Genomic DNA, 22,935 nt, shown 5'->3' with positions numbered 1-22,935 from the left:
ATAATGTTAAAAGATCACGGGCGCTACTCTTACTCCCCAATTCCCAAACGCGCGGACTATAGCTGGCCAGATGGTAAACGGCTTGCTGTTTATATTGGGCTTAACCTTGAACATTTTGCTTTCGGAGAGGGTCTTGGTGCCGAACTGGCGCCCGGTGGTCCTCAGCCTGCCGTCCTGAATTACGCGTGGCGTGATTACGGAAACCGCGTCGGTGCTTGGCGGATACTTGACATGTTCAATGCGTTGGACTTGCCTGCCACCGTGATTGCGAACAGCGCTATGTATGGGTACGCGCCTGATCTCATGACGGCGTTTCGCGAGCGTGGAGATGAGGTCGTCGGGCATGGGCGCACGAATTCTGAACGTCAAAATACTCTTGGTCACAAGGGTGAGGCCGCGCTAATTTCAGAGGCCACTGCGATACTGAAAAAGGGCGAAGGTACATGTCCTAAAGGTTGGCTGTCACCTTGGATCTCCGAAAGTCACGATACGCCGGAGCTGTTGGTGGAGGCGGGGTATAGATACACGCTCAACTGGTCCATGGATGATCAGCCGGTCTGGATGCAAACCTCGAACGGACGCCTTTTGTCGATTCCATACCCGCAAGAAATCAACGACATCCCGTCCATTGTGGCGCGTAAAGATAGTGCGTCCGATTTCGCCGATATGATCATTGATAACTTTGATGAGATGTTAGAACAGTCAACACATCAGCCCCTTGTCATGGGTATTGCTCTACATCCATACCTCGTAGGCCAGCCGTTTCGGTTGCGACATTTGCGACGGGCACTTCTCCATGTTGCGTCCCAACGAGATCAAATTTGGCTGACTAAAAGCGGAGAGATCCATGACTATTGTCGCCAGCAGATACCAACGCTCATCGCTTGATCCAGTCGTTGGCAGGCTCTTTAGGGGAACCACACAACTTTTAGCGGCAGTTATCACAGCCCAATCTATAACCACTTCAACCACCAAAGGCATCTCGAAAGCAGGCAATCCATCAACCAAAACGCGCAACTGCTCTCACGGAGTGGTTCAATTTCTGTGCCGCATGATGATTGACTTGATGTGCCTTTTGGGGCGTGCTCAAGTTTGTCTGACAACACCGCTTCACCTAAAGATTGTCGGCCAAGAGAATTTCAATTCTGATTTTCTCTTGTGATGCGAGGGTTGTTCGGTTTTCGCAGTTCGCACGCAGGATGCGTACCGCGCTCCGTACCAGATGTCCCGGATCCTGCGTAACCACAGCATCCAATGTACCGTTCATTAAGGCGTTTACTGTCGACGGGGTCCGTTCGTGTGCAATCTGAAGATGCCCTTTTCCCCGTCCATATATCTGAGCAGCTTCGAGCACTTCTCTGGCTTCTGAGCCCATGATGTATAGACCGACGAGATCGGAATGCGCGGTGAAAATTGTTTCGATAACATTATGAATGCGGGCTGGATCACTGTGCGTTTCTAATGAAGGAAGAACTTTGAACGACGCGTAATCTCGGTTGATCACAGCATCAAAGCCCAGGCGACGCTCTAGGCTATCACGCGACTGCATGGTGTCAGTGACAACAGCGATTGCTCCGCTTTTTCCCGATAAAAAGCGCCCCATTAGACGACCAGCCGTCGCACCGGCTGCTCGGTTATCAATGCCAACAAAGTCCCCTTTTTCTTCGTTATTCTGGTTCGATATGAATGGAATCGTTTGAATTTTACGCTCTCGCATGCGTCGTATAGCATCGCGAATTTGGGGGAATTCAGGGGCCATAACTGCAACACCGTCGTAGTCTTCAGGTTTTAACCGAGACAGGGACCTAGCCGTTTTATGCGGATCTTTTTCATCCACCCGAAGCACCTTAACCTCGATCATTTCCGCTCGGAAGGCTTCGTTGATTTCTGTTATTCGGTCCACAATTTCTTTGAGGAATTCATCACCGTCTTTTGGTAATACGAAACCAAACCTGTATCCGCGTTTTCTGGCAAGTGTCGCGGCCAACTGGTTTCGCTCAAACCCTATACGCTTGATCGCTTCGTTGACGGCGTCGATGGTCTTTTTTCTAACACCCGACCTCGCATTCAATACTCGATCAACCGTTGCAAGGCTGACACCCGCTTCAGCGGCAAGATCTTTGGTTGTTGGTCGCATGTAGAACTTGCTCCGTATTTCAGTATTCTTTGCAGATATACGCGTGGTGTTACCCTATAATCAAGCTTTTTGAGGTGCGGACCTCAAAAATGTCTTTACTTGAGGTGCGCACCTCATTATGGATTGTGGACGTTGAGTCGTGACGAGGGGGTTGCGACCACACTAATGGGAGGAAATTCAAAAATGAGAAAGCAATTCACCACTACGGCTGTATCCGCAATCATCGCTGGTACAATGTCGTCAGCAGCGTTTGCCGAGGATCTGACCCTTTGTTGGGCTGCATGGGATCCAGCAAACTCTTTGATCGAGCTTAGTAAAGATTTTGAGAAGGCTTCCGGCCACGAAATGAATTTTGAATTTGTGCCTTGGCCAAATTTCGCTGACCGCATGCTCAATGAGCTGAACTCTGGCGGAAAGCTTTGCGATCTCATGATCGGAGACAGCCAATGGATCGGCGGCGGTGCCGAGAACGGGCACTACATCAAGCTGAACGACTTTTTTGATGCAAACGGCATCACGATGGATGATTTTATTCCCGCAACCGTGACGGGCTACTCTGAGTGGCCAAAAGGCACGCCAAACTATTACGCTCTGCCAGCATTTGGTGACGTTGTTGGGTGGTCCTACCGCAAAGATTGGTTTGAACGTCCAGAGCTTCAGGCCGAATTTATGGAGAAATATGGCTACAAGCTTGACGCTCCAGCCACTCTTGAGCAGTTAAAAGATATTGCTGAATTTTTTCAGGGGCGCGATATTGACGGCACCACAGTTTATGGAGCCGCGCTTTACACAGAACGTGGGTCTGAAGGCATCACAATGGGTGCGACTAACGCGCTTTACAATTATGGTTTCCAATACGAGAATCCAGAGTCCCCTTATGAGCTTGAAGGTTTTGTGAACTCTGCAGGTGCCGTTGAAGGGCTGGAATTCTACAAAGAGCTATACGACGTGGGAACACCTCCAGGCGCCTCAAACTGGTATATGGGTGAAAACATTGATGCTTATCGTTCGGGTCAGGTTGCAATGTCTATGGGTTTTGCCTTCGTTTGGCCCGGTGTAGAAGCTGATCCCAATGTTGGTGGCGGCCGGTCCGGTTATTTCCCGAATCCAGCTGGTCCCGCAGGTCAATTCGCTCAGCTGGGCGGCCAAGGGATTTCGGTTGTAGCGTATTCTGATAGGCAAGACGCAGCCCTTGAGTACATTCAATGGTTCGCCCAGCCTGAAGTTCAGGCGAAATGGTGGGAGCTCGGTGGCTACTCTGCTTTGAAGGCAGTTGTTGAAGATCCAGGTTTTGCGGATAGTCAGCCCTACGCGCAGACGTTCCTAGACTCGATGGCTATCGTGAAGGACTTCTGGGCTGAACCAGCATATGCTGAATTGTTGCTGGCTATGCAGGCGCGCTTGCACAACTACGTCATCGCTGGCGAAGGTTCAGCACAAGAAGCACTTGATGGTCTTGTCAAAGACTGGACCGAAACCTTCGAAGACGAAGGTAAGCTCTAGGTTAACTCCCTGTCGGGCCTTCTGGCCTGACGCTTCCCTAGCCATAGATCCGTCTTTGGGCCATTGACAGGTCCTTGGCTAGGGAAACATTACTTAAAACCACACATCGGCGGTAGAACTGAATGAAACGGCTCTGAAAGCCGCGATGAAGGATGATATTCAAATGACACACTCACCGATCGAAAGAGCGGCACAGGTCACGCCTGATACGGTTGCGAGAAAGATAAGAGGCTTATCTGATCGCACTATTGCCTGGATTTTTGTCGCTCCCACAATCTTCCTCCTTCTAGCGGTCAATATTTTCCCGCTCATTTGGACGATCCGTCTCAGCTTCACAAACTTTCGCGTGAACCGTCCTAACAATGACGTTGAATGGGTCGGGTTGCGCAATTACCAGCGCATTCTCAGTGACAGCGACATCTGGAACACGATGCAAGCTACGGCCCACTTCTTGCTTTGGACAATCGCTCTACAGGTCCTGATTGGCTTCTTCTTAGCCTTCTTGATCAACAAAAAGTTCAGGGGCAACGATATGTGGACGACGATCATTGTTTTTCCCATGATGTTGTCACCCGCTGTCGTCGGTAACTTCTGGACGTTTTTATACCAACCTCAAATTGGACTGTTCAACTATGTTGTCACTTTCTTCACTGGTGGTGACCCCGCGAGTTTCTCAATGATCGGAGACGTGCATCTTGCCCCTTGGTCTATCATCATAGCGGATACTTGGATGTGGACGCCTTTTGTTATGCTGATTTGTTTGGCCGGACTGCGATCCATCCCAGATAGCATCTATGAGGCGGCTGAATGTGATCGCGCCAGCAAATGGCGCCAGTTCTGGACGATCACCATTCCAATGGTGCTGCCGTTCCTCATGTTGGCCGTCTTGTTCCGAGGGATCGAAAACTTCAAAATGTTCGACCTTGTGGTGCAGCTCACAGGCGGTGGTCCAGGTAATGTCACGACGCTGACGTCCATCGACCTCAAACGAGAGGCCTTTGAAAAATGGCGCACCGGCTATTCCTCGGCTTATGCCGTCATCCTGTTTGTCACCGTGTTCGGCCTCGCTTCGATCTACGTGAAAGCGCTCAATAAGGTAAAAGACAGATGAGTTTTTCTGTAACAGAACCGTCCTCGAGGACGAAATGGTTCGCGGGCGCATTGGTCGTTGGCTATGCCATTATCACTCTCATGCCGCTGCTTTGGATCATTGCAACAGGCTTTAAGTCACCGGCGGATTCAATTTCTTATCCACCAAAGGTTTTCTTTGAACCAACGCTGGAAGGGTATGTGAATTTATTCACCGAACGTACGCGTGCTACGGCAGGTATGTTGGAAGAGGCCGGTGAACCGAAAAACTGGTACGAGCAAATTGCGCGTGATCGGGGGTCAGTAATCTCTGGACCGTCGCGTTATGGACAGCGGTTTATGAATTCGGTCATTATTGGGTTTGGGTCTACCGCCCTATGTATGATCCTCGGAACGGCTGCAGCCTATGCATTCAGCCGCTTTAGGGTCCCGTTCAAGGATGATTTGCTGTTCTTCATCCTATCAACACGGATGATGCCGCCAATCGCCGTCGCTATTCCGATCTTTCTGATGTTCCGTAATCTTGGCTTAAATGACACGCACCTTGGAATGATCCTGCTCTATACGGCAGTGAACCTGTCGCTCTCTGTTTGGCTTCTCAAGGGGTTTATCGATGAGATTCCGATCGAATATGAGGAAGCTGCGCTGATTGACGGATACACTCGGTTTCAAGCTTTTTACAAAGTGGTTCTTCCACAAGCGGCAACGGGCATTGCATCGACAGCGATCTTTTGCCTGATCTTCGCATGGAACGAATACGCTTTTGCGGTCTTGTTAACGTCCGGTACCGCCCAAACGGCACCGCCCTTTATCCCAACTATTATCGGGGTGAGTGGTAAAGACTGGCCTGCTGTCGCCGCTGGCGCCACCGTGTTCCTGATCCCCGTGATGATTTTCACAATCCTTCTGCGTAAGCACTTGTTGCGTGGCATTACATTCGGAGCAGTTCGCAAATGAGCAACTTCATCAAGGGACTTATGGGGTTCCGTCGGGGACCTTGGGAGATGCTCGCATCTATCTTAATCGCGGTAGGGGTCGTGATGTTGATGCAGCCGGTTTACCTCTGGCTCTTCACGTACTCCTTCATTGTCACGCTTATCGGCACGGTGATGTTCATCGTCGTCAGTCATTTTCCGGAGTAACCTATGGCACAAATACGTATTGAACACGTGCGCAAAGACTTCGGGTCGTTTAACGCCGTGAAATCCTCAACCTTCACCATCGAAGACGGTGAGTTCTTCATGCTGCTTGGCCCGTCTGGTTGCGGCAAGACGACAACGCTCCGTATGATGGCTGGTCTTGAACTTCCTACATCTGGCGAGATTTATATCGACGGTGAAGAGGTGGGCATGAAACCTGCCAGCCAACGAGATATCGCCTTTGTGTTCCAGATGTTCGCTTTGTATCCGCACATGAATGTCGGCAAGAACATAAGCTACCCGCTGTTATCGCAAGGCATGCCAAAAGCGGCCGTTAAAAGGAAAGTTGGCGAGGTCGCAGAAATCCTCGGCATTACCGACATCCTAAAGCGTCCGGTGGGCGGCTTGTCTGGCGGAGACCGTCAGCGGGTTGCTCTTGGACGGGCAATTGTTCGCGATCCAAAAGCATTCTTCATGGACGAGCCTCTGGGAGCTCTGGACGCTGAGTTTCGGGAACATATGTCAGAGGAGTTGCGCGCGCTGCATGATCGCATGAATGCGACGACTGTGTATGTGACCCACGACCAATTGGAAGCCATGCAAATGGGTGATAAAATCGTTGTTATGAATCACGGAGTCGTGGAACAATTTGGCGTGCCCCAGCAAATCTACGATTGGCCCGCTACCAAATTTGTCGCGCAATTCCTCGGATCACCGTCAATGAATTTCCTCGATTTTAGCGGTATGGTTGGCTCAAATGCCAATCAAGTCTCTCTGGGCGACACACTATTTCAAATACCCAAGCAAATTGATGGTGCCGTGGGGAACCTGACACTGGGCGTGCGTCCAGAGCATGTAAAATTGAATGACAACGCTGAGTACAGAGGCCGCGTTGTGGCCACCGAATATTTGGGGACCACACAAATTGTGAGTCTCGCTACAGCCAATGGTATGGTGAAAGCGCGTGTTGCCAGCACTGAAAAAATCTCAGTTGGTCAAACCACCGGCCTGAATTTTGATGCGCGCACAATCACAATTTTTGATGCTGAAACAGGCCGTGCCCTCAAATCACAGGCAAATGAAAAGGTGCTGAATCATGGCTGAAGTTCAACTCACGAATGTATCAAAGAGTTTCGGGGATGATGTCGCATTAGACAACGTCGATATGACGGTTCCAGATGGATCGTTCGTCGTTTTACTGGGGCCAACGGGTGCAGGAAAAACGACGACACTTCGTATGGTTTCAGGGCTTGATGCGCCAGACAGTGGATTCATCAGTATTGGAGGCCATTCGATGACTGGCTTGACGCCCGCGCAACGCGATGTGGCAATGGTCTTTCAACAATACTCGTTGTATCCTCATCTTACCGTCAAACAGAACTTGGCGTTTCCTCTGAAGTCGCCTCTCATGAACCTCACGGCCGAGGAGATTGACCGCAAGGTCGGAGAAGTGGCGGAAGTTTTGCAGATTTCTCACAAGCTAGACAACAAAGCAACGGCCTTGTCCGGCGGAGAGATGCAGCGGGTTTCGATTGGCCGCGCTCTTGTCCGAAATCCTTCGGTCTACTTGATGGATGAACCACTCAGTTCGTTGGATGCAAAGTTAAGGTCAGATTTACGTATTGAGTTGAAGAGCATTCAGGCAAATTCTGGAGCGACTTTTTTATATGTGACACATGACCAAATCGAAGCGATGACCATGGCCACCCATGTTGGCGTATTGGATGCGGGAAAGTTGGTGCAGTTCGGATCACCAAGAGAAATTTACGAGAACCCAGTGAGCGTATATGCGGCCAGTCGTTTGGGCCAGCCTCGGATCAATGTGTTGCCAGCCGATGTCTTCGGTGGCGCTCCGGAAAATGCAGTGACGATTGGCTTGCGCCCAGAGCAGATCACGCAAGGCGATGGCGAAGAAAGCTTCGTTCAGCGGGTTGAACACTTAGGTGATCAGACGCGATTGCATCTGGCATTCAAGAACCACGCGCTGATCACGGTAACCGATGCTCACACAGACTTAAAGAATGGCGATATTGTAAAAATTAGCCCTAACAAACCATTTTACTTCGACGCCAATGGCGCTCGGGTTGCTTGAGGGAGAAAACCATGGCTCAATTTATCAACCAAAGGGAAAACGCGGTCACGGATGCGATCGACGGTGTGATCCGGAGTTCTGGCGGTGCTTTAGCACGGTTGGATGGGTATCCACATATTCGGGTTGTTATTCGGAACGACTGGGGAAAATCAAAGGTCGCATTGGTTTCGGGGGGCGGCTCAGGGCATGAACCAGCGCATGCAGGATTTGTAGGACGGGGGATGCTTACGGCGGCGGTCTGTGGCGACGTTTTTGCATCACCCTCAGTTGATGCTGTGCTCGCAGGAATACTCGCCGTGACGGGCCCCGCGGGCTGTCTACTTATTGTCAAAAACTACACTGGTGATCGCTTAAACTTCGGATTAGCAGCAGAAAGAGCCCGCGCATTTGGCCTCAAAGTGAATATGGTCATCGTCGATGATGATATTGCACTACCGGATTTGGCGCAGCCCCGTGGTGTGGCAGGGACGCTGTTTGTCCACAAAATTGCTGGTGCGTTGGCCGAATCAGGTCAGCCTTTGGAGACTATAACTAAAGCGGCCGAACGCGTGGTTGCAGGCACTAAATCGCTCGGAATGTCGTTAGACACATGCACTGTTCCAGGCTCCCCAAAAGAAGATCGAATTCCATTGGGTAAGGTTGAATTGGGTCTGGGTATCCACGGAGAAGCGGGTGTTGAACAAATTTCATACGTTGATGCTAAGCAATCCGTTGCCGCAATTATCGAAAAGTTAGCACCCCTTTTGGAGAACAAACCCCATGTGGTTTTGCTTAACAATCTAGGTGGTTCTTCTGTTCTTGAGATGTCGGTTCTGGCAAATGAATTAGCGAATTGCTCAATTTCCAAAAAACTGAAGTTTATCGTGGGCCCGGCGTCAATGATGACTTCTCTAGACATGCGCGGGTTCTCGGTTTCCGTCTATCCGGTTAGTCCTGAGGAGGAAGAATTGTTGAAGGCTCCTTGCACCCCTGCCGCGTGGCCCGGATGTATGGAATTGAAGCAAATTCCTTTGATCGAATTGCCGGATGGTCTAACGCCGATCCAACCGGTTCCCTCCAAGCACGATGAAACAGCCGAATTTTTAACAAAGTGTTGTGAGACACTGATTTCAGCCGAGGCCGATCTGAACGCACTGGATGCAAAATCTGGAGATGGCGATACAGGGTCCACACTTTCGGGAGCCGCTCGCGCACTCATTGGAGCTCTAGATCGTCTGCCACTTGCCGATCACACACAGCTTTATCGGGCAATCGGACAAGAACTCAGTCAAACGATGGGCGGCTCGTCGGGAGTGCTACTCGCAATTTTCTTTACAGCGGCGGGCGATGCCGTTTCGAGCGGATTGCCCATGGTTGAGGCTTTGAAAGAGGGACTTAAACGGATGCAGCATATCGGGGGGGCACAAGTGGGTGACCGGACAATGGTCGATGCGCTTAAGCCAGCTTTGGACGCGCTTTCAGTCGGTATTGCACCAGCGGCTGAAGCCGCCCGCAAAGGGGCAATTCACACATCGACGATTGTGAAAGCAAAGGCAGGACGCGCGGCTTACATTAATGCCGAACAGCTACAAGGTCATATAGATCCCGGCGCAGAAGCTGTGGCGCGACTGTTTGAGCATTTGAACGCCCCCTAGTCTCTAACAGGCGGTGTCAGAGGAAACTGGCTTGAGAAGGGCAGGGCTACCAATTAGCGTTGTGTCATGAAAAAAAACGCTCTCCTTTTCGCTATTTCAAAACGAGCCCTGAGATTATCCGTCTTGCGGTGATGTTGTACGTCAGATTTCCACTCTCACTTCGAAACGTGGAAGATTTACTCCACGAACGAGGGATCGATGTGAGCCACGAAACAGTTCGGTTTTGGTGGAACCGTTTCGGTCCCATGTTCGCTACAGAAATCCGCTGTCGGCGGGTCCAACAACTACGCTCTTATTCAAACTGGCAATGGCACTTGGACGAAGTTTTGGTCAAGATTAACGGTGAGCGACATTATCTTTGGCGGGCTGTCGACCACGAAGGTGAGGTGTTGGAAAGTTATGTGAGCAAACGTCGAGATAGGGCTGCGGTCCTTAAATTCATGAAGAAAGTGATGAAACGGTACGGCCAACCGAAAGTCATCGTCATTGACAAGTTACGTTCCTATGGTGCCGCGATGAAGGTCATCGGAAATGCCAGTAGACAGGAAACGGGGCGTTGGAAGAATAACCGAGCCAAGAATTCACACCTACCTTTTCGACGACGAGAACGTGCCATGCACCGCTTTCGTCGTATGCGAAGTTTGCAGAAATTCGTAGCCGTACATGCTTCCGTTTGTAACAACTTCAATCAGGGTCGCAGCCTTTCCCAAAGAGACCATTTCAAGCTTGCGCGCGCCGCCGCTCTCGCCGAGTGGCGGGGACTTTGTGCGGCATAAAAGGGCAGCAGTACTGGCCCCGCTGAGACGTGTTCGAATTTGTCTTTAACCATCGTCCCCAGTTGGGGGGAGGATTTTAGCCGTAGGAAGCGAGGGCGACCTGCCGGTGGGGTATTTGGAGTTCTGCGTTTTCACGAGCAACAGTACGATTTCAGTAAAGGCCTCACTCTATGGCTTACTCAAGGGCCCTCTCAGATCGTGACCCGTGTGATCGAACTACCTCCGTTGCCAAAACAAATCTCCGTAAGGGTTGACGAATTTTGGATCTTTATCGATCTGATATACATTACACGCCCAGATTTTCGGCAACCGCTGTCAATTTTCGAGCAACGGCGTCGGCCCAAGGTTTCGACTGCCTGCCTCACTAGCAAACCGCCTAAGTTTGCGCCGCACGCACCTATGCTATTGCTGCATAGCAGCATGTTGTAATGAGTTATTGTGCATGCGCAGCATTTCACTACCTTCCAATTGAACGGTGACGATAGCGCTACCAACAGCGCACCAAACGCACCACTGAGTACAGGAGCATGAGAGATGACCCATACAGCAGACCTTTTTCATTCCGGAATTCGGCTTCGCGACTGGCTTGAAGCCAGCAGAAAAGCAGCAGCAGTGCGCCGTGCGCAGCACAGTGTGTACGTTCGGACACTGCGCGAACTTCAATGCTCGTCCGACCGCGAGCTTGCCGACATCGGCATCTCTCGGCTGTCGATCAAGGAAATTGCATACGAGGCCGCATACGGCCATACGCGTTCGCGGGCGGTAAACCGGCAGTCATAGGCGTGTCTCACTTGGGTAATTCCAAGCTGGCACTCTAAAACCGAAAAAGGACTAACCCAATGAAAAACAACGTGAGCACCGCAGGCATTCCGAACTTCTGGCCGCAACTGCGACACGCTGCAGGCGGTTTCGCTTCGTTCTTCGCAGGTTGCGCATCCACAGTATACTTTGGCCTGGCGAGGTTCGTGGCCAATCTACAGATTGGAAGAATGGAATCCGTCCTCCGCGCAATGTCAGACGAAGAACTGGCGCAAATTGGGATCACACGAAGCGATATTAAGCGTCATGCGAAATTCCTGGCCACATACGAATACGACGGACTTTAAACAATGGATTGCGCGGCACTGTCAGAAGAAAACCGGTTGAGGCGGGCAGGGTGAACGCCTAGCGTCGCAGGATGACAAAACGCGACCCATTCAAGTACTTCAAGACGAGCCCGCAGATCATCCGCCTGGCAGTGATGCTTTACGTTCGGTACCCTCTGTCACTCCGGAATGTGGAGGATTTGTTGCATGAGCACGGGATCGAAATTAGCCATGAGACTGTGCGGTTTTGGTGGAACCGGTTCGTTCCGTTGTTCGCCGCGGAGATCCGAAGAAAACGGGTTCAGCACCTTCGAGCTCATTCGAATTGGCAATGGCATTTGGACGAAGTGTTCGTAAAAATCAACGGTGAAACCCACTATCTCTGGAGGGCCGTGGATCACGAGGGCGAGGTGCTTGAAAGTTATGTCACCAAGCGCCGGGATCGCAAAGCGGTGTTGAAATTCCTCAGAAAAACAATGAAGCGCTTTGGTCCACCACATGTCATCGTGACTGATCTACTGCGGTCTTACGGCGCCGCGATGAAGGTCATCGGCAACGCTCATCGACAAGAAACTGACCGCTGGCTGAACAATCGGGCCGAGAATTCACACCAACCTTTTCGACGACGAGAACGGGCAATGTTGCGCTTCCGACGAACGCGAACCTTGCAGAAATTCGTCGCCATTCATTCGTCGGTGTTGCCAGACAAACTTGACGCCCCAACTGTTGATCCTTAATTTTGGTGAATGACAACACAAAACCCATTCAAGTATTTCAAAACGAGTCCTGAAATCATCCGTCTCGCTGTGATGTATTATATCCGCTACCCGCTCAGTTTTCGCCAGGTTGAAGATATCCTGCATGAGCGCGGGATTGATATTTGCAACGAAACAGTGCGGTTTTGGGTCAACAGATTTGGTGCAAAATTTGCTAAGGAGATCCGGCAGAAGAGGGTGGGGCACCACTCAAATTGGCAATGGCACTTGGACGAGGTTTTTGTGAAAATAGATGGTGAGATATTTTACCTTTGGCGTGCCGTTGATCATGAAGGTGAGGTTCTTGAATGCTTAGTTACAAAGCGGCGCAACAAGGCTGCGGCGAAGAAATTTATCATAAAGACGATGAAAAAGCATGGTGTGCCTAAGATTATCACAACGGATAAACTACCGTCCTATGGAGCAGCCTTTCGTGAGATTGGCGTTGCCGATAAACAATTATGCGGCGGCCGATCCAACAACAGATGCGAGAATTCGCACTTACCATTTCGACGTAGAGAACGAGCGATGCAGCGTTTCAAGACGGTTGCGACACTTCAGAAATTTGTCAGTTATCACAGCGAAATCTATAACCACTTCAACCACCAAAGGCATCTAGAAAGCAGGCAATCCTTCAAACGAAAACGTGCAACTGCTCTCACCGAGTGGTTCAATTTCTGTGCCGCATGATGATTGACTTGATGTGCCTTTTGCGGCGTGCTCAAGTTTGTTTGACAACACCCGAAAACGCACCAAAGACGGCAAAAGCAAAAGTGAGATCATCCGCTGCTTGAAACGCTACATCGTCCGAGAAATCTTCACGCATCTTTGCAGGCCAAAAATATTGGAACACCCGTGTTGACAAATATAGGAGCTTCATAACCACGCTCCGTCAACAGGAAAATTCCATCAAAAGATTATGTGGGGCTAGATGTGGGGCTGAATGGCGCGCGGATACATTTTTTGCAGCATTTTTAAATACTTATCGCCAGATTTTGGCGGAGAGACAGTCCGTCGAAAAGTTTTTCAGTTTTGTTAAATCTATATTTATTTCAATGCATTACATGTTTGCGGTGCAGGCTGCAATCTGCGATATGTGCACTAAATTGTGTACCAAATTGTGCACCATTATTTTGTACAGACTCTACGAAAAGGTGAAGTGCTACGCTGTAGGGGCCATTAGGCCGAGGCACTCCCGTCAGCCATGCCACAAAAGGTAAAGGGCTGCCTTACTGGCCCAGCTGAGACGAGTTCGAATTTGTCTGACTGCACCCGCGGGCTTTATACTTATAAGTAAAATTTACGTAAAATTTCGAAAAACTTGGGGGACCAATGGTCTGGACTTACTGAATGACCTTAATTTTCGGCGCACGAAGCGGGGTTTTTGCGTGCGATTTTCGTTAGGAGAAAACGTCATACAAGCTTGGCCGCGATGCGTCGAGTTGGAGCAGATCGAGGCTGGCGGCTATGCCGTCTATATGGTCCGAGATCAATTTATCCAGTAGGTCCAAATCGGAGGAGATCAGGGCGTCGAGAATCTCGGAATGCTCTTCGTGCGAGCAGCATTTCACTCCGGGTTTCTCGAAAAGTTGGATGATCAACGACTCCCGCGCGATGAGGTCGATCAAGTAGCGTTTCAGAACAGAATTCTCCGCGACGCCAGCAAGTAGAGCATGGAACTCGCCCGAAAGGGCAATGAGGCGATCTTTGTCGCCCTTCTCTAGCGCCACTTTTTCGCGTTCTATATGAGTCCGAAGACGGGTGATGTCCTCGGGTTTTAGTCGCAAGGCAGCTTCGCGGGCGATTGTCGTCTCGATACAACGGCGCGCGATAAACATGTCGGTGGCTTCTTTGGTCGAGGGTTTTGCGACCGACGCGCCGCGATTGGGTTGATGATCAACAAGCCCGTCAAAGGCCAGTCGCGCGAAGATTTTGCGAACTGTGCCCCGCGTTGTCCCAAAAATGCGACAGAGTTCAACCTCCCGCAGCCTCTGACCGGGCAGAAGTTGGCGTGCGCTGATTGCGGCGCGAATCCGATCGTAAACTTCGCTTTCGTGATCGTTAAGCCGTGCCATACCTCGCCTGACGTTAATTCAAAGTGTTCAAATATTATGCAGCATTCAAGGTATTTGCAATGCTACTCGCTAAATAAAGAACCTAGGGGGAGTGTGCGTTACCCTTTTGATATATATGTTAAAAAATATGGATTGCTTCCGATTTTACCACTGGTGTGTAAATATTGTGCGCAAAAATAATTTGAATTGTTAACAAAAGTGTGGCTCAAGAAGGGCTTAAACGTGTTGCTGGACATTGATCTTTGCTGTGCGAATGCGTTTCACGTTGTTGTGCTCAACCAGACATGAAAAGGGTGAAAATGCAGTCCAATCCGCCCAATTCAACCGTTTTTGCGGGGCTGCGTTGATGCGCCTGTTGGTCGTAAATCCCAATACATCCGAAGAAGTGACGCAAGCCTATGTCGCCAAGGCGCGGCGTATTGCGCCGGCGGGCGTTGAAATCCAAGGCGTGACAGGCCGCTTCGGAGCGCGGATCGTAACAACCGAGGCCGAAAATCTAATCGCGGCGCATTCGGCTTTGGCGCTTATTGCCGAACATGCGCGGGGGTTTGACGGTGTGATCCTTGCCATTTCCTTTGATACCGCGAAGCTCGCTGCGTCCGAACTCTTGCCAATGCCTGTGGTTGGCATCACCGAGGCGGCACTGACCGAGGCTTCAGCGGACGGGCGCGCCTTCGGCGCCATTATCTTTGGCGCATCGAGTCGCCCTCTCTACTCACGCCTGATCGCTGGATATGGCATTTCACCCTTGGCTTGGGACTGTGTGGAATTCGACTCGGCTGCGGATTACTTTAACGCAAGCCGTCGGGATGACGTCATATTTGCTGCTGTTGATCGCCTTGCCCGTGCAGGCGCGGAGGCTGTGGTCATACTTGGCGCGGCGGTGGTCGGCGTGGCGGATCGCCTTGCGCCGCGTGCCACAATTCCACTTTTTGACGGTGCAGTGGCGGTGGCACTCTGTGTGTCACGTGTTGACGGGGGCGAGGCTGGCCCGCCGCGTCCTGTGCCCGTTGGCGAAACACTCGGCCTGAGCGCGCCACTCACAAATCTGATTGCTGGAAATTGGCAAAGAGAAGGAACCTCATGAGCGCGACTATTTTTCGAAACGTTCATCTGCTCGATTTGGATCGGGCGGATGGTATGACATCCATCACCGACGTTCTTATTCTCAACGGTCGTATTGCCAATGTGGGCGATGCAGTGACGCCGCCTCAGGGCGCGACAATCATCGACGGTAAGGGCGACCTCCTTATGCCCGGCCTCGTCAACGCGCATTTCCATTCGTCAGTAAACCATATGAAAGGGCGGCTTGCCAGTTTACCTCTAGAGTTGTTCATGCTCTATGAAAGTCCGGCCCTTGAAGCCTTACGACCGACCCCGCGCGAAGCGTATTTGCGCACAATGTTGGGCTGCATCGAGATGCTGCGCTCGGGCACCACCGCCGTGCAGGATGATTGTTTCTTCGTTCCCGAACCGACGCCGGAAATCATCGATGCCATCTGCCAAGCCTACATCGACAGCGGCATCCGCGCCAATATTGCGTTGGACGAACCGGAACTTTCCGAGGTCGAGAAGCTTCCCTTTCTTGGCGACCTTGCCCCTCCTGAATTGCGTGAAATTTTGAGACGCCGGCCAAAAAATAGTAGGGGTGAGCTGTTGTCGCTATACCAACATCTCATAGACAATTGGCACGGTGCTGGAATGGGCCGGATCGGCGCGGCGGTGTCCTGCTCTGCACCTCAGCGGGTGACGCCAGAGTATTTTGCAGCACTTGATGATCTTAGCCGCAAGCATGACTTGCCCGTCTTTGCTCACATGCTTGAAACAAAGCTTCAGCGTGTGCTGGGCCATGAGAAGTTTGGTGGTCGCTCGCTCGTTCGCTATACCCACGATTTGGGGCTTCTGTCTGATCGGATGCAGGTCATCCATGCAATCTGGGTGGATGGCGAGGATCTTGATCTGATCGCGGCCGCTGGCGCCAATGTGGCCCATAATCCGAACAGTAACCTTAGGCTTGGGTCGGGTTTAATGCCCCTGCGCGAGATACTTGATCGTGGCATTAGCGTTTCGTTGGGCGTGGATGAGGCGATCGCCGATGACGCGGTTAATATGTGGTCCGTGATGAAAACGGCTGGCATGATCCATACGCTGTCCGGTCATGATCCCGACCGATGGCCCAGCGCCCGTGATGTGCTGCAGGCTGCGACTGCGGGCGGGGGTCGCGCCATGCGGCGGCACGGGCTTGGGACGCTAGAAATCGGTGCGCCGGCGGACGTGATACTGGTTGACCTGTCTACCCTTGCTTTTCTTCCACTCAATGATCTGGTCCGGCAATTGGTGCATGTCGAACTGGGCAACTCGGTACGGCTGACGATGGTGGCTGGCGTTGTGGTTGCAGAGTCGGGACATGTGACCAGCGTAGACGAGAAAAGTCTTTTGGCCGAAGCGCGCGAAATGTTTCGCGGCAAAGCGGCAATACTGGAGCGTGCGGCAGTAGAGGTTGCGCCCTTGGTGCCACTTTACCGCGCTATGCACGACAAGGCGGTCGCCCGCGACGTGGGAATGACGCGCAATCTTTCTGGAGGTCTGGCATGACGCTACCGTGGCGCTATTCTGCTTTGCCCACACGCAGGGGCGCGTCTTGGCCCAACGGTAAAAAGCTTGCGCTTTGGGTCGCAGTCGGGGTTGAAAGCTATCGTCCTGACGACGGCCTGACCGAAGATATCCTGCCGCGAGGCGCACCACCTGACCTCGTAAATGCCGCTTGGCGCGACTACGGAAACCGCGTAGGGGCCTTTCGGCTTTTTGACCGGCTTGCGCGCTTTGGCATTCGGCCCACAGTTTTACTGAATTCGGACCTGTACGACGAAGCCCCCGCGGTTCTGGCCGCGGCCCGTTTGGTTGAGGCCGAGATCGTGGCGCACGGCCATTCTAATTCGGACAGTCTGGCTGGAATGACTCCCGCCGAAGAAACCACCTATGTCACCGACGTGCGGGCGCGCATCGCGGCGGAGGAGGGCTCCCCCCCTGGGGGGTGGTCAAGCCCTTGGCTCGCCCATTCGCCGACAACCCTCGACAGCCTTGCTGGGGCGGGTTACCAATATCTGCTCGACCTGAAGCTCGACGACCAACCCGTCTGGCTGAACACAGGGCAGGGGCGGTTGCTCTCAATTCCCTATGCCGCCGAACTCAACGACAGTACGACAATGATTGGCCGCCAGACCGACGCGCGGACCTTTGCGCGGATGATCCTTGATGAGGCCGAGGAGCTTCTGGATGGAGGGGGACAGCAGCCGGTGGTCATGAGCATCGTGTTACACAGTTTTGTTTCGGGCCAACCTTGGCGTCTGCGTGCGCTCTCTGAGGCTTTCGAGAAGTTACAGTCCCGCGCCGACGAAATCTGGTATACCACGCCCTCCGAGATACATGCGGCGGTGTTGGCCGATCCCAACTTAGCTGCGGAGTAAAGCATGCGTATCCTCTTTGCCAATCCAAACACCTCCACAGCGATGGCCACAATCATGGTGGACGAAGCCCGCCGCGTCGCCGCCCCGGGTACCGTTATTGATGTCTGCTCTGCGCCCTTTGGCTCGGCGTATATCTCGACGCGGGGCGAGGCTGCGGTGGCAGGGCACGCGTTGCTTTCGGCACTGGCCACGCATTACGATGGCCATGACGCGGTGATCGTCGGGGCCTTTATTGTGCCCGCCGTAACCGCCGCTGCAAAAGAAGTCATGCCCGTCCCGCTGATTGCGACGGGGGAGGCGGGGCTGGCGGCGGCTTCCCTGTTGGGTCAGTCGCTATCCATATTATCGATAGGTGCGCCTTCGCGACGGATGACCGCAGAGCTGGTTGCCTCGACGGGCCTCGGGTCCCGCGTCGTTTCGATCCGTGACCTCGGCCTGACAGGTACGGACCTTACGGAGGATCAAATCGGTGCCGATTCCACCGCGTTGGCCTTGGCACGCGAGGCGGTTGATGACGACTTGGCTGACGTCATCCTGCTGGGCGCAGGGTCGCTGGAAGGGATGGCAAGACGCATCCAGCCAAAACTGCCAGTGCCTGTAGTTTCCCCCGTTGGGGCGGCGGTCTGCATGGCCGAGATGGCCGTGCGTCTCGGCTTGCCGAAATCACGCGCGGGAACTTATGCTGCGTCTGCGGGCATTGACATGGCGGGTCTTGATCCTGCCCTTACGCGGCTTTTCCGAGGCGATTGACCCTCAATACCCCATAGCTCTTGGCAGCGATGTAACAATCGCTGGAAAGAACATGCACAAGAAAAGCACCGCATACATTGCCGCGATGAAAGGCCAGCTTTCGCGCACCAACTCGGTCATTTTTACGCCAGTGACACCGCAGACAACAAAGAGAACCACCCCAACAGGCGGGGTCAACATTCCGATCACGAGGTTCATCACAAAGAGAAGCCCAAAATGCAGCGGGTCAATGCCGAACTGCAACGCAATAGGATGGAAAAGGGGCACCAGCATGATGTTGGCAGCGTTTGATTCCAGAAACATTCCCACCACCAGCATCATGGCCGTGACCAGCAGGAGGAACACGATAGGGCTGTCGGTCACTTCTTTTAGTAGGGCCGCAAGCTTCATCGGCAGTAGATCAATGGTGAAAAGAAAGGTAACCGTCGACGCGAAGGCGATCATTGCCCCCACCATTGCCGTGGTTTTGGCGGCGGAAAGCAACACATCCGGTAGGTCTGATATTTTAAGCTGGCGTGTGACGAAAAATCCAATGAGCAGCGCGTAACAGACGCCGATGGCGGCTCCTTCGGTCGGGGTAAATGCCCCCGCGACGATGCCCCCGATCACCACGACCGGCATCATGAAGACCACGATGGAGCGGCGCAATTCCCGTAGGGCAGCCACCAAGGTGAAGGGTTTTCCGGCGAGGGGATAATCACGCTTCCACGAGATAAACCAGCACAGCGCCATGAGCGTAACAAACAGGATTAGGCCCGGCACGACGCCCGCCATGAACATACCACCGACAGAAACCGACGATCCTGCCATAAATGCATACACAATCATGGCACCAGAGGGCGGGATGATTGGCCCAAGGTTCGCGGCGGCTGCGACCACGCCAGACGAAAAGCCCAACCCGTATTGTTGCTTGAGCGATGGCACGAGCGTCGTCGCCAACGCCGATGCATCCGCCACTGCGGCACCCGAGACCGACGCCAAACCAGCTCCCGCGATGATCGACACCTGCGCCAAGCCACCGCGCATCCGCCCAATAAAGGCATTGGCGAAATCGACCAGCCGATCCATGATCCCGCCCTTGAGCATGAGTTCGCCCGCAATCATGAACAGTGGGATCGACATCAGAGGAAAGGAGTTCACCGCATTTAACATGCGGATGGGCATGATGCTCGGGTCAAACCCCGCCATCCAGAGGCCAAAAATCGCGGCGCAGCCCAGTGAGAACGCCAGTGGCATGCCCAAAAAACCCAAAACAAAAAAACAGGCAATGACGGATAGGCTCATGGGATTGGGGTCTCCGGATCTGCTGCCATTTGCAACAGGTGTAAGGCGGAATGCAGGGCACCCACGATGATGGGGAAAAAGAAGACGGCGGATGTGATGTTGATTGCGCCCATCCGTTCGTTCCATGTGACGCCTGCAACGTTGATCGCGGTCCATGCTACCAGTAACAGCATCAATCCCGCGATCAAATAGGTCGCTCGCTGCACAATCCCGCCAAGGGGGGCAGGAAACTTAGCCACGAAAATGTCGATACTTACGTGCGTTCCGTCACGGATACCGAGTGGGATTGCAATAAAGATGGTGGTGACAAAGGCTAGGCGGGAAATCTCGTCCGCCCAATCAAAGGAACCGTTGAAAACATAGCGCATCACAACTTGCGCCGAAACCACCGCAGCCATAATGGCGGCGGTGGCGATAACGACCTTGCGCGCACCGGAATCGGCGTGCGCAAGGAAAGTGACGAGAAAGTTTTTAATCACTGGATCAGTTCGATGGAGAAGCTATTTCAGCGTCGAGTAGTGCGACCAACTCTGGATCAAGGCGCGCCTTGGTTTCGGCTGCGACGCCTGCTGTTCCCGTGCGCAGGGCGGCGGCGAGTTCTGGTGAAACTTCAGTGTAGGTCATGCCCATTTCGATGATCTTGGCAAGTGCGGCATCGTCCTGTTCTGCTGCAAGGGTGCGTTGGAGGGTAACGGCAGTATCCATTGCCTCTGTTACCCAGCCTTGGGCTTCGGGAGCAAGGCCGTCGAACCATTTCTTGTTTGCCACGACGGAGATGAAGTCAAAGAAATGGCCTGTGTTGGAAACGTAGGGCTGCACTTCTGGGTATCCTGCAACTTGAATGATGGAGAATGGGTTTTCTTGCCCGTCGACGACCTTTTGCTCAAGCGCCGAATAAAGCTCGTTCACGTCCATGGCGAGGGGGTTGGCGCCAAGCGCGCGGAACGTGGCAAGGTGGGTTTCATTCGGCTGAAGACGGATTTTCAGACCCGCGATATCGTCTACAGTTTCAATCGGATGCACCGAGTTGGTGAGTTGGCGGAAGCCAAGTTCCATATAGCCCAGTGAAGTTATGTCGTGTGTGGCTAGCTTTATGTCGAGCGCGTCACCGACGGGGCCGTCGATAACCTTGAACGCCTGTTCCCGACTTTCAAACTCAAAAGGAAGGCCGACAATTTCCAATTCAGGCACGGTACGCGTCAGGTAGGCGCTGCCAACCCAGATAATTTCAACCGTGCCGATTTTGACGTTTTGAACGTTTTCGGACGCGCCACCCAATTGGCGGGCGGGGAAAATGTTGACTTCGATTTCGCCACCGGAAAGTTCTTCGAGCTGGCTTTTAAAAGTTTCCATAGCAACCGAGGACGAATGTTCCGTCGCAAAGTTTCCGGCAACCCGGATCACATCAGTTGCGTTTGCTGCTGTGGCGAGTGCGAAGAAAGATGTGGCGAGAGCGAATATCTGACGTTTCATGGGTAGTCTCCTGAGGTTCGGTTGGTTTTATAAAAGTTGTTCTAGAGAGGTTTTGGCACTGGCACCGAATGTCCGGCGACAACGCGCCCGAATGACTGATGCGATTTCGGCCAATGTGCTTGTGTGTTCTTCGAGCGGCGTCTCGTTCAGGCGGCGCTCGAAGATTTCGAATAGAGTCTTGCGGTCGGGAACCCGATGCAGTGCGAGAATGAACGGATGATCAAAGCGCGCGCGGTATATTTGATTAAGCTCAGCCAATCTCAGGGCCTCTGCCCGCGATAGGCTGTTCAGTCCAAGGCGCGCTTGCTCGAATGTTGATTCTATTGTCATCCGGCCTTCAGCGGCTTCGGCACCCGAGAGTTCCGGATGGGAATTGTACAAAGCTAACCGTGTTTCATGGCGTGCCTCGATTATAACTTCGACCAGAGCCTTAGCGAGGGTTTCGTCCGACGAAAAGGGCCGCTGGTCGACCACAATTTCGGTGACCCATGGCGAATTCTCGACCAAGGGTGCGAGTACGACAAGAGCCTCGTCGCGTTGGAGCATGTTGAGTGTGTTTAGAGAGGAATTCATGATGCCGTCCGCTTGCTGATAATGCAAACCTACGTATTAAATGCATTGCAATCCATAACATAAAGATCGATGCTTCGTTCGAATTATTCGAATGGTCTTAACAATGCCCTTAAACTTGGTTCCCCGCGTCCTACTGTATGTCGAGGCTGTTGCCGAACACGGCTCAATTCAGGCTGCTTCGCGTGCGATTGGTATTTCAGCTTCGGCAATTGATCGTCAAATCGTATTGCTTGAAGACAAACTGGATCTCCAGCTTTTTGACCGGCGAAGTACGGGCATGGATCTGAGTGCTGCTGGCGAAATGTTCGTGGTGCTGTCCCGCAGGTGGCGCGACGACGAAAACCGTGTTCTTTCGGATGTGAAACAGATGCACGGTGTCGAAGTCGGTCTTGTGCGACTGGCAACGATGGACAGTCTTACCAATGGACCTTTGCCCCAGATATTGGCACGGATCGGGCGGGAATATCCTCGGGTGGAGATCGAAGTAGAGATCATGACGCCCGACGAAGCCCTTGTCGCAATTGACGAAGGTTTGGCGGATATCGTGTTGGGGTTCAATCTCAAGGCGTCGCGCGATTTGCACGTGCTCTGGAGCGACGAACTGCCGCTTGTGTGCGTCGCGTCTCCAGATCATCCAGTATCGGAACGCGAGACGATCTCGATCAAAGATGTTCGGGCCTATCCTTTGGTTGTTCAAAGCGCAAAACTTGCCATTCGACGGATACTTGAAGCGCGGCACACGTGGCTTTTCTCCGATACGAGGCCGCCAGTTGTGACCAATTCTTTGCAGCTCCTTAAGCAAATGGCGGTGTCAGGCTCTCACATTGCGTTGACGTCGGAACTCGATGCCTCTTCGGAACTTCTGGACGGTAGCCTGATCGCCATTCCTATCTCGGAGCAAAAAATCTCTAGTCAATCCATCGGACTTGTTGTGAGTGTGCGCAGGACATTGCCCCGCATTTGTACGACTGTTTCTGAAATTGTTGCAGAAGAGATCGCAAGCTGTATCGCCGAAGTTCGGGGCGTAGCCGCGGCGCGGCAGGTGGCAAGGCCGACGGTGAGGGATGGCGATTTGTTTTGAAAAAGATAAAGAATTTAGATCA

At 52.7% G+C, this 22,935-nt stretch carries 25 protein-coding genes; 18 read left to right on the top strand and 7 right to left on the bottom strand.

The genetic code is table 11. The features are described 5' to 3' along the window. Positions 1 to 3: 3 nt before the first annotated feature. The gene (locus tag AB9F27_RS17700; protein ID WP_335586761.1) at positions 4 to 888 is read left to right on the top strand and encodes a polysaccharide deacetylase family protein; all 885 of its coding nucleotides are present in this window, start codon (positions 4 to 6) and stop codon (positions 886 to 888) included. A 226-nt stretch (positions 889 to 1,114) separates the two neighbouring features. Here AB9F27_RS17700 and AB9F27_RS17695 read toward each other — a convergent pair whose 3' ends face one another. Further along, a complete protein-coding gene (locus tag AB9F27_RS17695) occupies positions 1,115 to 2,137 on the bottom strand; it encodes a LacI family DNA-binding transcriptional regulator (protein WP_369757980.1) in 1,023 nt (340 codons plus the stop codon). A gap of 183 nt (positions 2,138 to 2,320) precedes the next feature. Between AB9F27_RS17695 and AB9F27_RS17690 the strand changes: the two genes are divergently transcribed. The 12 genes from AB9F27_RS17690 to AB9F27_RS17635 all read left to right on the top strand — a co-directional run bounded on the left by AB9F27_RS17690 (position 2,321) and on the right by AB9F27_RS17635 (position 12,900). Next, on the top strand, positions 2,321 to 3,640 hold the full coding sequence (locus AB9F27_RS17690) for an ABC transporter substrate-binding protein (RefSeq protein WP_369757979.1): 1,320 nt from the start codon (positions 2,321 to 2,323) through the stop codon (positions 3,638 to 3,640). A gap of 163 nt (positions 3,641 to 3,803) precedes the next feature. Beyond that, a complete protein-coding gene (locus tag AB9F27_RS17685) occupies positions 3,804 to 4,751 on the top strand; it encodes a carbohydrate ABC transporter permease (RefSeq protein WP_369757978.1) in 948 nt (315 codons plus the stop codon). After that, entirely contained in the window at positions 4,748 to 5,686 is a 939-nt protein-coding gene (locus AB9F27_RS17680) for a carbohydrate ABC transporter permease (protein ID WP_369757977.1), read from the top strand. The genes AB9F27_RS17685 and AB9F27_RS17680 overlap by 4 nt, the downstream gene beginning before the upstream one ends. Then, the gene (locus AB9F27_RS17675; protein ID WP_369756706.1) at positions 5,683 to 5,871 is read left to right on the top strand and encodes a hypothetical protein; all 189 of its coding nucleotides are present in this window, start codon (positions 5,683 to 5,685) and stop codon (positions 5,869 to 5,871) included. The genes AB9F27_RS17680 and AB9F27_RS17675 overlap by 4 nt, the downstream gene beginning before the upstream one ends. Before the next feature lie 3 nt (positions 5,872 to 5,874). After that, complete coding sequence (locus tag AB9F27_RS17670) at positions 5,875 to 6,972, top strand: ABC transporter ATP-binding protein (protein WP_369756705.1); 1,098 nt, start codon at positions 5,875 to 5,877, stop codon at positions 6,970 to 6,972. Then, positions 6,965 to 7,960: an ABC transporter ATP-binding protein gene (locus AB9F27_RS17665; RefSeq protein ID WP_369756704.1), complete on the top strand. Its 996-nt coding sequence runs from the start codon at positions 6,965 to 6,967 to the stop codon at positions 7,958 to 7,960. Before AB9F27_RS17670 ends, AB9F27_RS17665 begins: the two co-directional genes overlap by 8 nt. 11 nt (positions 7,961 to 7,971) lie before the next feature. Next, positions 7,972 to 9,594, top strand: coding sequence for a dihydroxyacetone kinase subunit DhaK (locus tag AB9F27_RS17660; protein ID WP_369756703.1), 1,623 nt, complete (start codon positions 7,972 to 7,974; stop codon positions 9,592 to 9,594). A 59-nt stretch (positions 9,595 to 9,653) separates the two neighbouring features. Beyond that, entirely contained in the window at positions 9,654 to 10,370 is a 717-nt protein-coding gene (locus tag AB9F27_RS17655; RefSeq protein ID WP_369757976.1) for an IS6 family transposase, read from the top strand. Between the two features lie 534 nt (positions 10,371 to 10,904). After that, on the top strand, positions 10,905 to 11,150 hold the full coding sequence (locus AB9F27_RS17650) for a DUF1127 domain-containing protein (protein WP_369756701.1): 246 nt from the start codon (positions 10,905 to 10,907) through the stop codon (positions 11,148 to 11,150). Positions 11,151 to 11,209: 59 nt separating this feature from the next. After that, positions 11,210 to 11,476, top strand: a complete 267-nt coding sequence (locus AB9F27_RS17645; RefSeq protein ID WP_369757975.1) for a DUF1127 domain-containing protein — start codon at positions 11,210 to 11,212, stop codon at positions 11,474 to 11,476. Positions 11,477 to 11,547: 71 nt separating this feature from the next. Then, positions 11,548 to 12,192 carry an IS6 family transposase gene (locus AB9F27_RS17640; RefSeq protein ID WP_369757974.1) on the top strand — a complete coding sequence of 215 codons (645 nt, stop codon included), beginning with the start codon at positions 11,548 to 11,550 and terminating at the stop codon, positions 12,190 to 12,192. Between the two features lie 9 nt (positions 12,193 to 12,201). Next, a complete protein-coding gene (locus AB9F27_RS17635) occupies positions 12,202 to 12,900 on the top strand; it encodes an IS6 family transposase (protein ID WP_369757973.1) in 699 nt (232 codons plus the stop codon). Positions 12,901 to 12,931: 31 nt separating this feature from the next. Here the strand turns inward: AB9F27_RS17635 and AB9F27_RS17630 are convergent, their stop codons facing one another. After that, a complete protein-coding gene (locus tag AB9F27_RS17630) occupies positions 12,932 to 13,090 on the bottom strand; it encodes a hypothetical protein (RefSeq protein WP_335586453.1) in 159 nt (52 codons plus the stop codon). Positions 13,091 to 13,610: 520 nt separating this feature from the next. Next, positions 13,611 to 14,285 carry a GntR family transcriptional regulator gene (locus tag AB9F27_RS17625; protein ID WP_369757972.1) on the bottom strand — a complete coding sequence of 225 codons (675 nt, stop codon included), beginning with the start codon at positions 14,283 to 14,285 and terminating at the stop codon, positions 13,611 to 13,613. A 346-nt stretch (positions 14,286 to 14,631) separates the two neighbouring features. Between AB9F27_RS17625 and AB9F27_RS17620 the strand changes: the two genes are divergently transcribed. Genes AB9F27_RS17620 through AB9F27_RS17605 form a run of 4 tightly spaced genes read left to right on the top strand, consistent with a single transcriptional unit; the run spans position 14,632 to position 18,502 of the window. Next, a complete protein-coding gene (locus tag AB9F27_RS17620) occupies positions 14,632 to 15,372 on the top strand; it encodes an aspartate/glutamate racemase family protein (RefSeq protein ID WP_335586455.1) in 741 nt (246 codons plus the stop codon). Next, on the top strand, positions 15,369 to 16,880 hold the full coding sequence (locus tag AB9F27_RS17615; RefSeq protein WP_335586456.1) for an amidohydrolase family protein: 1,512 nt from the start codon (positions 15,369 to 15,371) through the stop codon (positions 16,878 to 16,880). Before AB9F27_RS17620 ends, AB9F27_RS17615 begins: the two co-directional genes overlap by 4 nt. Continuing rightward, positions 16,877 to 17,752, top strand: coding sequence for a polysaccharide deacetylase family protein (locus tag AB9F27_RS17610; protein ID WP_335586457.1), 876 nt, complete (start codon positions 16,877 to 16,879; stop codon positions 17,750 to 17,752). Before AB9F27_RS17615 ends, AB9F27_RS17610 begins: the two co-directional genes overlap by 4 nt. 3 nt (positions 17,753 to 17,755) lie before the next feature. After that, positions 17,756 to 18,502 (top strand): aspartate/glutamate racemase family protein, encoded by a 747-nt coding sequence (locus tag AB9F27_RS17605; protein WP_335586458.1) that lies wholly within the window; start codon positions 17,756 to 17,758, stop codon positions 18,500 to 18,502. Between the two features lie 3 nt (positions 18,503 to 18,505). Here the strand turns inward: AB9F27_RS17605 and AB9F27_RS17600 are convergent, their stop codons facing one another. From AB9F27_RS17600 to uraD, 4 genes are read right to left on the bottom strand one after another with little or no spacing between them, the layout of a single operon-like run. Then, entirely contained in the window at positions 18,506 to 19,786 is a 1,281-nt protein-coding gene (locus tag AB9F27_RS17600) for a TRAP transporter large permease (protein ID WP_335586459.1), read from the bottom strand. Then, on the bottom strand, positions 19,783 to 20,265 hold the full coding sequence (locus tag AB9F27_RS17595; RefSeq protein ID WP_335586460.1) for a TRAP transporter small permease: 483 nt from the start codon (positions 20,263 to 20,265) through the stop codon (positions 19,783 to 19,785). Before AB9F27_RS17595 ends, AB9F27_RS17600 begins: the two co-directional genes overlap by 4 nt. A 4-nt stretch (positions 20,266 to 20,269) precedes the next feature. Continuing rightward, on the bottom strand, positions 20,270 to 21,259 hold the full coding sequence (locus AB9F27_RS17590) for a TRAP transporter substrate-binding protein (protein WP_335586461.1): 990 nt from the start codon (positions 21,257 to 21,259) through the stop codon (positions 20,270 to 20,272). A 27-nt stretch (positions 21,260 to 21,286) separates the two neighbouring features. Then, a complete protein-coding gene (uraD, locus tag AB9F27_RS17585) occupies positions 21,287 to 21,832 on the bottom strand; it encodes a 2-oxo-4-hydroxy-4-carboxy-5-ureidoimidazoline decarboxylase (protein WP_335586462.1) in 546 nt (181 codons plus the stop codon). A 103-nt stretch (positions 21,833 to 21,935) separates the two neighbouring features. Here uraD and AB9F27_RS17580 point away from each other — a divergent pair, with 103 nt between their 5' ends. Beyond that, on the top strand, positions 21,936 to 22,913 hold the full coding sequence (locus AB9F27_RS17580; RefSeq protein ID WP_335586463.1) for a LysR family transcriptional regulator: 978 nt from the start codon (positions 21,936 to 21,938) through the stop codon (positions 22,911 to 22,913). Positions 22,914 to 22,935: the final 22 nt, after the last annotated feature.

This window comes from Falsihalocynthiibacter sp. CO-5D18 (genome assembly GCF_041205445.1).
GTDB lineage: Bacteria > Pseudomonadota > Alphaproteobacteria > Rhodobacterales > Rhodobacteraceae > Falsihalocynthiibacter > Falsihalocynthiibacter arcticus.
This window is presented reverse-complemented; position numbering and strand designations above follow the sequence as displayed.